The 9,545-nt window shown below is 62.1% G+C and carries 16 protein-coding genes; 15 read left to right on the forward strand and 1 reads right to left on the reverse strand.

Features of this window, described 5'->3' with window-relative positions:
* Positions 1 to 37 precede the first annotated feature (37 nt).
* The 15 genes from V1479_RS06415 to V1479_RS06485 all read left to right on the forward strand — a co-directional run bounded on the left by V1479_RS06415 (position 38) and on the right by V1479_RS06485 (position 9,168).
* Positions 38 to 346 (forward strand): HNH endonuclease, encoded by a 309-nt coding sequence (locus V1479_RS06415; protein WP_368802181.1) that lies wholly within the window; start codon positions 38 to 40, stop codon positions 344 to 346.
* A 221-nt stretch (positions 347 to 567) separates the two neighbouring features.
* Positions 568 to 942 (forward strand): hypothetical protein, encoded by a 375-nt coding sequence (locus V1479_RS06420; RefSeq protein WP_368802182.1) that lies wholly within the window; start codon positions 568 to 570, stop codon positions 940 to 942.
* A gap of 61 nt (positions 943 to 1,003) precedes the next feature.
* Positions 1,004 to 2,641 (forward strand): terminase TerL endonuclease subunit, encoded by a 1,638-nt coding sequence (locus V1479_RS06425; protein WP_368802183.1) that lies wholly within the window; start codon positions 1,004 to 1,006, stop codon positions 2,639 to 2,641.
* A complete protein-coding gene (locus tag V1479_RS06430; RefSeq protein ID WP_368802184.1) occupies positions 2,638 to 3,873 on the forward strand; it encodes a phage portal protein in 1,236 nt (411 codons plus the stop codon). The genes V1479_RS06425 and V1479_RS06430 overlap by 4 nt, the downstream gene beginning before the upstream one ends.
* 10 nt (positions 3,874 to 3,883) lie before the next feature.
* A complete protein-coding gene (locus V1479_RS06435; protein WP_368802185.1) occupies positions 3,884 to 4,573 on the forward strand; it encodes an HK97 family phage prohead protease in 690 nt (229 codons plus the stop codon).
* A gap of 19 nt (positions 4,574 to 4,592) precedes the next feature.
* Entirely contained in the window at positions 4,593 to 5,939 is a 1,347-nt protein-coding gene (locus V1479_RS06440) for a phage major capsid protein (protein WP_368802186.1), read from the forward strand.
* A 72-nt stretch (positions 5,940 to 6,011) separates the two neighbouring features.
* A complete protein-coding gene (locus V1479_RS06445) occupies positions 6,012 to 6,224 on the forward strand; it encodes a hypothetical protein (RefSeq protein ID WP_368802187.1) in 213 nt (70 codons plus the stop codon).
* Positions 6,225 to 6,226: 2 nt separating this feature from the next.
* Complete coding sequence (locus V1479_RS06450; protein ID WP_368802188.1) at positions 6,227 to 6,787, forward strand: head-tail connector protein; 561 nt, start codon at positions 6,227 to 6,229, stop codon at positions 6,785 to 6,787.
* Positions 6,787 to 7,140, forward strand: a complete 354-nt coding sequence (locus V1479_RS06455) for a phage head closure protein (RefSeq protein ID WP_368802189.1) — start codon at positions 6,787 to 6,789, stop codon at positions 7,138 to 7,140. The genes V1479_RS06450 and V1479_RS06455 overlap by 1 nt, the downstream gene beginning before the upstream one ends.
* The gene (locus tag V1479_RS06460) at positions 7,140 to 7,349 is read left to right on the forward strand and encodes a hypothetical protein (protein ID WP_368802190.1); all 210 of its coding nucleotides are present in this window, start codon (positions 7,140 to 7,142) and stop codon (positions 7,347 to 7,349) included. The genes V1479_RS06455 and V1479_RS06460 overlap by 1 nt, the downstream gene beginning before the upstream one ends.
* Complete coding sequence (locus V1479_RS06465) at positions 7,297 to 7,740, forward strand: HK97 gp10 family phage protein (RefSeq protein ID WP_368802191.1); 444 nt, start codon at positions 7,297 to 7,299, stop codon at positions 7,738 to 7,740. The genes V1479_RS06460 and V1479_RS06465 overlap by 53 nt, the downstream gene beginning before the upstream one ends.
* A complete protein-coding gene (locus V1479_RS06470; protein WP_368802192.1) occupies positions 7,737 to 8,123 on the forward strand; it encodes a DUF3168 domain-containing protein in 387 nt (128 codons plus the stop codon). The genes V1479_RS06465 and V1479_RS06470 overlap by 4 nt, the downstream gene beginning before the upstream one ends.
* Before the next feature lie 18 nt (positions 8,124 to 8,141).
* The gene (locus V1479_RS06475; RefSeq protein ID WP_368802193.1) at positions 8,142 to 8,597 is read left to right on the forward strand and encodes a phage tail tube protein; all 456 of its coding nucleotides are present in this window, start codon (positions 8,142 to 8,144) and stop codon (positions 8,595 to 8,597) included.
* On the forward strand, positions 8,594 to 9,019 hold the full coding sequence (locus V1479_RS06480; RefSeq protein ID WP_368802194.1) for a gene transfer agent family protein: 426 nt from the start codon (positions 8,594 to 8,596) through the stop codon (positions 9,017 to 9,019). Before V1479_RS06475 ends, V1479_RS06480 begins: the two co-directional genes overlap by 4 nt.
* Positions 9,019 to 9,168 (forward strand): hypothetical protein, encoded by a 150-nt coding sequence (locus tag V1479_RS06485; protein WP_368802195.1) that lies wholly within the window; start codon positions 9,019 to 9,021, stop codon positions 9,166 to 9,168. Before V1479_RS06480 ends, V1479_RS06485 begins: the two co-directional genes overlap by 1 nt.
* Here V1479_RS06485 and V1479_RS06490 read toward each other — a convergent pair.
* Complete coding sequence (locus V1479_RS06490; protein ID WP_368802196.1) at positions 9,165 to 9,458, reverse strand: hypothetical protein; 294 nt, start codon at positions 9,456 to 9,458, stop codon at positions 9,165 to 9,167. The two genes, V1479_RS06485 and V1479_RS06490, sit on opposite strands and share 4 nt — an antisense overlap.
* Between the last annotated feature and the right edge of the window lie 87 nt (positions 9,459 to 9,545).

Genomic DNA, 9,545 nt, shown 5'->3' on the forward strand with positions numbered 1-9,545 from the left:
CTCAGGGCCAGTGCGCAAGCTATGTCTGGACATCATCATGGGTGTGGAGAGGGACCGCTCTCGTCAACGTGACGAGACGCTGCCTTGGCGCAAGTGGATCAAGACTGCGCGTTGGCAGAAACTCCGATGGTTCGTGCTCGTGCGCGACCTGTTCACCTGCCAGAAGTGCAAGCGCATCGAGACCGATACGTCGCAGCTCGTCGCCGATCACAAGACGCCGCATCGTGGTGATGAACGGCTGTTCTGGGATGACGAGAACCTGCAATGCCTCTGCAAGCCATGCCACGACGTCGTGAAGCAGGCCGAGGAGCAGGCGTCGGTGCATCAACGCGGGGTCTGGTACTGACCCTCTCGACCGGCCAGTGAAACATCGGCGTGAAACATCAAGGGGGGTGGGTCGAAAGTCTGGACCCGCCTCGCCCCTAGACCCGCGCCCCCCTCATTTGGAGATTTTTTCTCGTGGAACCCGAATTTGACCTATTCGGCGAGGTGGTTCCTGCGTGGCTTGGAAAGCGCGGGCGTCCGCCTTTTCAGCCGACCGAGAAAATACGCAACAAAGTCAAGCTGTTGCTGGCGCTCGGCTGGGCGACGTCGCGCATTGCCGGGGCGGTTGGCATCTCACCGGCGACTTTGAAGCGGTATTTTAGAGCCGAGATGAAAGATCGGCTGTTCATGCGCGACCGGCTCGACGCCCGCCGATTCGAGATCGCCATGGAGCAGGCGAACGCCGGCAACATCACGGCACTGCGCGAACTGGCGGCCATGATCGACCGTAACGACCGTATGGAGATCGAGCGCGATATGGGCTCGAAGCCAAACACTGACGATGGTGCTTCTGCCCGCGTTGGCAAGAAAGCGATCGACGAGCAGCGGGCGCATGCGGCTGATGCGGACCTGATGGCCGAGCTGGAGCGCGAGGCGGCGCAGAATGCAACGCACTGATCCGCTGCCGCGGTTCGCGTGCCCGGATTGGTGGGAGCGTATTCAGGCGGGTCAGATGCCGATGGCAGATGTCCCCCTCAATGCCGAGCGGGCCGCCAAGGCCGTCGCGTTCTTCAATCGCCTGCGGCTTCCGGACGTGCCCGGTACGCCGACAATGGCGGAAGCCTGCGGGGAGTGGTTTCGCGAAATCCTCTGCGCGTTCCTCGCCAGCGAGGATCCTGACACCAAGCAGCGGCTCGTCTGGGAACTGCTGTGCATGGTGCCGAAGAAAAACTCGAAGACGACCTACGTCGCGGCGCTCGGGTTGACGGCGCTCTACATGGAGGAAGCACCCAATCGGCAGATGCTGATCGTGGCGCCAAGCCAGAACATCTCGGAGCGGTGCTTCGACCAGGCGCAGGGTATGATCCGGCTCGACGAGCGGCTGAAGGCAATCTTCAACGTTCAGGATCATCTCAAGTGCATCACCCGCCGCAAGACGGGCACACAGCTCGACGTCAAGAGCTTCGACACGTCGATCGTCACCGGCGAAATCCCGATCCTGACGATCATCGACGAGGTGCACGAGCTGGGCAAGAAGGCCAAAGCAGCGGCTGTCATGCAGCAGATTCGCGGCGGCGGCATCACGATGCAGGGCGGCCAGGTGCTGATGATCACCACGCAGTCAGACGAAGCGCCCGCCGGCATCTGGAAAACCGAGCTGCTCAAGGCGCGCAAGATCAGGGACGGGCAGGGCGGATCGGCCCCGATCATGTTGCCGGTGCTCTATGAGTTTCCGCAGGAACTGCAGAAGCGGCAGGATTTCTGGCGAGACCAGCGCAACTGGTCGATGCTGCTGCCGAACATCAACCGCTCGATCGACGCGGCGCGGCTGATCGCGGATTACGAGAACAACGGTCGCGCGACGCCGCAGGCCGAGCAGATTTGGGCGAGCCAGCACCTCAATATCGAGATCGGCGTTGGTATTGGTGACGATGGCTGGGGCGGCGCCGAATACTGGGATCTGCGCGCAGATCCGACGTTGACGCTGGATGAGCTGCTCGCACGATCGGAAGTTGCGGTCGTCGGCGCGGATGGCGGCGGCCTGGACGATCTCTTCGGTATCTGCGTGATCGGTCGTGAGAAGGTGACGCGGCGATGGTTGATCTGGTGCCATGCCTATGCGCATCCGAAGGTGCTGGACCGCCGCAAAGAAATCGCCGCACAGCTCCGCGACTTCGAAGCTGAAGGTTCTCTGACCTTCTGCGCGGTCTCCGAATACATCGCGGCGATCGCGGCGACTGCCGGTCGTATTCGTGACATGGGGCTTTTGCCCGAGAAAAAGGCGTTCGGGTTCGATCCGAACAACATCGCCGCGCTCGTGGATGCTCTGGCACTCGTCGGCATTGAGGGCGACATGCTGCATCGGCTGCGACAGGGGCCGGCTCTTTCGCCTGCGCTCTGGGGCCTTGAACACAAACTGAGCGACGACACGATCAGCCATGATGGTTCTGGCCTCATGTCCTGGTCGGTCGGAAATGTGAAGATCGAAGTCAAACTCAACGGGAATATGGCGACCAAGGAAGCGGCAGGGCGGGCGAAGATCGATCCGTTCGTAGCAATGCTCTGCGCCGCCATTCTGATGAGCTGGAACCCGGAGGCGATGGGCATGGCCGATCTCGGCGACTACCTCTCCGAACTGAAGGCCATGGCATCATGAATCCATTGAGCTGGCTGGGTTTCGGACGAGCAAAGCTCTCGGGCCGCGATGATGCCGATACGAAGGCAGCCTATGCGCGGGCGCAGGCGGCTCATCCTTCGGTTGATCGCGTGCTGTCGTTGTCGACGGCATGGGCCTGTATCCGGCTGCTTTCAGAGACGAGCGGAACACTTCCGCTGCCGCTGTACCAGAAGATCGACCAGGACAAACGGAGGGTGGCGGACGATCATCCCCTGTATGGCATCCTGCATGATAGCCCGAACTCCTGGCAGACCGCTGCCGAGTTCTGGGAGGGGCAGGTTGCCAACATCTGCGGGTGGGGCAATGGCTTTTCGGAACAGAAGCTGCTGGGAGACCGCCTCGTCGGCCTTGAGCCGTTGCGGCCTGACACCATGGTGCGCCGCGACCAGAATGGCGCCCTCAAATATGTCGTCAACGATCGCGGCAAGCATGAGGTACTGCCGGCGAACAAGGTGTTGCACCTGCGTGGTTTTGGTATCGGCGGCGACACCGGACTTTCGCCGATCCGGCACGGTTGGCAGACGTTTCGCAGCGCGCTCGCTGCAGAAGATGCAGCCCGCCAGTTCATGGAGGGTGGCCTGCAGGTCGCCGGCTTTGCCAAGGAAGGCCAGAATGCGAAGTCGACGGCGGAGCAGCGCAAGGAACTGATGGCGCTGTTCGCCGAGTTCATGGGATCGCCCGCCTCCGGCAAGGTGATGCCGCTGCCTCATGGTTGGGAATACCAGCAGCTGACGATGGACCCGGAAGACGCGCAGCTGATCGAAACGCGCGGTTTCAATGTCGAGCAAGTCTGTCGCATCTACCGGGTGCCGCCGTTTATGGTCGGACACACTCAGAATTCCACAAGCTGGGGCACCGGCCTCGAGCAGCAGCAGATCGGGTTTCTCACCTTTGCGATGCGTCCCTATCTGGTCCGTATCGAGCAGGCCGTAAAAAAGCAGCTTCTGAAACCGGCCGAGCGGCAGACCTACTATGCCGAGTTCGTGCTTGAAGGACTGTTGCGTGCCGATAGCACCGGGCGGGCGGCGCTCTACACATCCGCCGGGCAGAATGGCTGGATGACACGCAACGAGATGCGGCGGCGGGAAAACCTGCCCCCTGTCGAAGGCGGCGACACACTTACGGTGCAGTCAAACCTCGTCCCGCTTGACCAGCTTGGAAAGGCACCGCCGCGCCGGGTGCAGCCCGCGCCCGGCGATCCTGTCGACTAGGAGAACCACTGTGAAAACCAAGGATTTCGCCCTGGAGGTCAAGAACCTCTCGGAAGACGGCACCTTTGAGGGCTACGGCTCGATATTCGGCAATGTCGACAGCTATGGCGAAAAGGTCGTTCCCGGCGCTTTTGTCGAGAGCCTGGCGAAACACCGCCGCGAGGGAACGTCCGTGCTGATGTTGTGGCAGCACAATTCCGAGGAGCCGATCGGCGTCTGGGAAGACCTCGCCGAAGACGCCAAGGGCCTGTGGGGCAAAGGCCGCCTGATCATGGATGTGCAGCGCGCCAAGGAAGCCTATGCGCTTCTCAAGGCGAGGGCGGTACGCGGCCTCTCGATCGGCTATCGCGAGCTGGAATTCGATAAGGATAACGGCGTCCGGCTGCTGCGCAAGCTGGACCTGTGGGAGATCAGCCCCGTGTCATTCCCCGCCAACAATCGGGCGCGGATCGAAGCCGTCAAATCGGAACGCATGGAAGAGTTCGCTCGCCGGTTACGCGATGGCGATCCCATGCCTGTCAAGGAATTCGAGGACCTCCTGCGTGAGGCAGGTGTCCCGAAATCGCTAGCCGTACAGATCGCCTCTGTCGGCTATGCGAAGGCCATTCGGAGTGAGTCCGAGGGTAACGAGGCGAACACCATCGCGGAAGCTACGGCCAAGGCGCTGCGTGAAGCAGCTGCCGCCTTCCGCACGACTTGAAACCTGGAAGGACACTGCAATGACCAGAAACATCGATCGCATATTCGCGTTCGGCCTGCTTGGCTGCATCGCGCTCGCGGCGGCACTTGTCTTCATCGGCGTTGATCCTGTCAGCGCCCATGCGGGCACCGCCATCCTCGCCACGGCAGCCGCAGGCCCGTCTGCCGATCTTCAGCAGCTCGCAATCGACCTGAAAACCGCCGCTGACGAGGTGAAGAAGACTGCCGAGACGACGCAGGCGGAACTGAAGAACCTCGGCAAGGTCACCGACGAGACCAAGCAGAAGGCCGACGACGCGCTCATCAAGCACAATGAGATTGCGGCAAGGTTGACCGAGATTGAGCAGAAGCTCGTCGCGCGTCCCGGCGGGGACGAAAAGCGGGCCAAGTCTGTGGGCGAACTCGTCATCGAAAACGATGAGTTCAAGGCATTCGTCAAGTCCGGCGGCAAGGGGCGCATCTCGATCCCGGTGAAGGCGATCATCTCCGCACTGACCACTGATGCGGACGGATCGGCCGGCGACCTGATCGTGCCGGATCGCCGCCCTGGCGTCATCACGCCGCCCGAGCGCCGGCTGACCATGCGCAACCTGATCACGCCGGGCAACACCGGTTCGAATGCGATCCAGTACGTGAAGGAAACCGGCTTCACCAACAATGCAGCCACCGTTTCCGAAACGTCGGGTGCGGCCAAGCCGCAGTCGGAGATCAAGTTCGATCTGGTGACCTCGGCGGTGACCACGATTGCGCACTGGGTGCTGGCGACCAAGCAGATCCTCGACGATGTGCCCCAGCTGCGGTCCTATATCGACGGACGTCTGCGCTACGGTCTCGCATTCGTCGAGGATAACCAGATCCTGAACGGCTCTGGCACCGGTACCGACCTCAATGGCATCTACACCCAGGCCACGGCCTTCTCGGCTCCGACGACCCTCCCGTCGCCGGTGACCAAGATCGACGTGATCCGCCTTGCCATGCTGCAGGCGTTCCTTGCCGAACTTCCGCCGACCGGCACCGTGCTCAACCCGGTGGACTGGGCGACGATCGAACTGGTGAAGGACACCACCGGGCGCCACATCATCGGCAATCCTCAGGACGGCACCGCGCCGCGCCTGTGGCGTCTGCCGGTGGTTGAAACGCCTGCCATGACCGTCGACAAATACTTGGTCGGCGCGTTCGAGCTCGGCGCGCAGCTCTTCGATCGCGAAGACGCCAACGTCGAAATCTCGACGGAGGACAGCGACAACTTCCGCAAGAACCTTGTCACCATCCGTGCGGAAGAGCGTGTCGCGATGGCGGTCTATCGGCCGGAGGCGTTCATCAAGGGCGACTTCTCCGACAACATCACCTCTGCCACTGCGGCGTAACGCAAGTCGGCTGATCACGAGCGGCGCCGCCAGTCGGCGCCGTTCCCATGAGCCGACCAAAGGAGAACCGCGATGAAACTCTATGCGATCGACCAGGTGAGCATCTCGTCTGTCCAGCCTGACACGTTGAAGGTTGGTCAGTCGTTTGAAGTGTCCGACAAATACGGGGAGGAACTGTTGCAAAAGCTGCCGCACGCCGTGTCGAATACGGCCCCGAAATCAAAGGCCGAAAGCAAGCCGGCGAACAAGGCCGAGAAGGCCGCTCCGCAGAACAAGTCGGCCTGACCATGTCTGTCGTCGTGATCACGCCTCCGTCTCCTGTCGTCACATTCGAGGAGGTGGAGAAGCACCTCGCCGATGTGCCGGCGGAAGACCAGACCTATGTCGAGGGGCTGATCGCGGCGGCGACGGCGTGGATCGACGGGCCGGCCGGTTGGCTCGGTCGCGCGATCGGCGTGCAGCTGCTGGAATGGCAGCTGTCCGCGTGGCCCTGCAACGGCAGGTGGCCCATCCCGGACATGCTGGAGGTCGAGAGCGTCAGCTACATCGACAGTGCCGGGGTTGAGCAGACCTGGCCGCTGCCGGACCCGGTGTGGTTTGAGAACATGCCCGTCGTGCGTGGCAGGCCCGGCGATATCCGCATCCACTACTGGGCGGGCTACGGCAAGCGCGAGGGCGATCCTGCCGCGTGGGCGAATGACACGCCCGCGGCGATCAAGGTCGCGATCATGATGCTGGTCGCACAGTGGTATCACAACCGCTCCAGCGTCACGATCGGAGGCGCTTCCGGCGTGTTGCCGAATACCGTGAATGATCTGCTTTCGCCGTATCGCGTCTGGAGAGTTTGATGGCTCGCTATCAGCCGGATGCCGGCGCACTTCGCGATCGTGTCGCCTTCGACAAGCGCGGGACAGTCGATGACGGCATGGGCAATTCCGTTGCTGGGCCATTCGAGGAACAGTTTTCGGTGCGCGCTGAGCTGCGCGCCCTGCGTGGTAGCGAGGCTGTGATCGCCGGGCGGCTCGAAGGGCGAAACACCTTCGGCGTCTATGTGCGGCCTTCAATCAAAACACGGCTGATCACGTCGGACTGGCGGATGCGCGATACACGGCGTGGAACGGTTTATGCCATCCGCACCGTTGATGCCGTCACGGACCCGCTGTGGATCTACCTCACAGTCGAAAGCGGAGTTGCGGCCTGATGCCCTGGGTGACCTTTTCCAAGGATTTCGACTTCTCGCCGGCCGCGCGACGCGGGCATGTCACCGTCGCCTACAAGACCGGCATGAGGAAGAACGTCACACGCGCGTGTGCGCTGGCAGCCCAAAAGACCGGTGCCCTGATTGAGGATGGCAGCGATGAAGATCCTGAATCTGGCGCGCTTCAAGATAAAGCTGCGCCGACTGCCTGACGTTGCGCGCGCGGAAATCCGGAAGGGACTGGAGACCAGCGCGAACGAGATGGTCGATCTCATGAAGCGCATGGTGCCGGTCGATGAAGGAAAGCTTCGCGACAGCATCGGCTGGACGTGGGGGGCTCCACCTGAAGGTGCGACGGTCTTTGCCACGGCAGCGGGCGAGGCCGGCCTCGTCGTCACCATCTATGCCGGCGATCGCAACACGGTGGTGACGAACGCGCGCGGCATCGAATTCCAGAATGCCTTCATCCAGGAGTTCGGCCGCAATGGGAAACATGCGAGCCCGTTCTTCCGGCCTGCATGGCGGATCAACAAAAAGCGCGCCCAAAGCAGGGTCAACCGGTCCCTCGGCAAGGCAGCGCGCAAGGTGGCGGCAGGCGGATGATCGACACGCAAGTCCAGAAGGCCATCTTCGACGCTCTGAAAGCAGCGCCGGCCGTTGCGGGCGGCAATGTCTTCGACATCGTTCCTGCTGGCGATCCCTTTCCTCGCGTCACGATTGGCGAGGAGCAGATTGTCGCCGATGGGAATTCCTGTGGCGATGGCTGGGAAGTCTTCGCCGACGTGCATGTCTGGTCCCGCCAGGTCGGCTTTCCTGAAGCCAAGACCATAGCCGCTGTGGTGGTGCAGCGCGTGGGCGCCATAGTCGCGATTGCCGGGTTCGAGCTCGTATCCGTCGAGTTTCAGGGGCAGCGAACCTTGCGCGATCCCGACGGCCTCACCAGCCACATCGTCTGTTCGTTCGTGTTCATCATCGACCAAGCCTAACCTCCAAAGGAGATCATCATGGCACCTCCCAAGACCATGAGCGGCAAGCAGCTGCTCGTGCAGATCGGCGACGGCGCGGAACCGGAAGTGTTCGCGCATGACTGCCTCATCAATACCGAGCGCGGCATCGCGTTTGCCGCCGAGACCAACCGGGAAACAATCCCCGACTGCGACGATCCGGATGCCCCTGGCTGGTCAGAGATCACCGTTTCCGGACAGTCCGCCACGATCAGCGGCGCCGGCCGGCTTCACACTACCAGCGTGTCGGAGTGGTTCGACTGGTTCACGTCGGGCGAGGGCAAGAATGTGCGCGTTCTTCTGAACGGCGTCAGCCTTGCCAATGGCGGTGGCCACTGGGCTGGTGTGTTCAAGCTCACCGCCTGGGAAGTGACCGGCCCCGAGACCGGCCGCGCCGCCGTTTCCGTCACGCTGGAAAGCGACGGTGTGGTCACCTGGGTGGATGCAGCGGCATGAGCCGCCACGGGGCTGTCGAACTCGATTGGGCGGATGGTACCTACACCTTCCGCCTGTCGATCGCTGGCATCGAGGAACTGGAGGCGAAGTGGAGCCGGGAGGCAGAGCGCGACGTTTCGCTGTTTTCCGTCGTCACCATTCTCGCTCCTGCTGTTCGCACCGCCCGCCTCGCCCACATTCGGGAAGTGCTGCGTGTGGGACTGATCGGCGGCGGCATGTCGCCGGTCGATGCGCTTGCGAAAGTGCGCCTCTACATCGATCAACGACCCCTCGATGAGAACCGCGACACGGCCTATGCGGTCGCGCTGGCCGGCCTTCAGCGGGTGCACTCCAAGGACCTGGAGGAACCGCCATCGGGGGAAGCGCTCGCGGCGACGTCGGACGCATCGACTTCGCCGCTCTCCGAGGAAGCGCCAGACTGATGGGAATTCCCGACGTCGGCCAGCTGTCGCTGGGCGAATTTGCTGCAGAAGTCAGCGGATGGAACAAAGCGCACGGGAAGGACACGTCCGTTGCTCCGAGCGATGACGATTTCGATCGCGCAGTGCTGGCGGCAAGGGGCGTATCCTAGTCGTCGAACAGGCTTTCCGGAAGGCATGTGATCGAGCCGATACCAAGTCGTTCACTGTGGATGCCCAACGCCTCGGCGATCGCAATGTTGTCCTGTTTTCGAATTTGGCACTCACCGTGGGTGAGGTCCTTGGCGACTACTGTCTCATCATTCCCGATCGCGTGAACCAGCCGATAGGTTTCTCCGCTGTCTGCCGCCGCGATTATTTCGGTCTCCTCTTTGTCGGCCAGCACGTAGGCAAAACCGACAATGGCGGCCAACACCAGAACGGCCTTCAGTCTTCTGTTCATAAGAAAGATCCTCCATGGCAGTCACTGTAGAGCGCCTGATCGCCACTCTTGAGGCGCGTTTCGACAAATACGAGCGTTCACTCGAGA

The organism is Neoaquamicrobium sediminum, assembly GCF_040970315.1.
Taxonomy (GTDB): Bacteria; Pseudomonadota; Alphaproteobacteria; order Rhizobiales; family Rhizobiaceae; genus Aerobium; species Aerobium sediminum.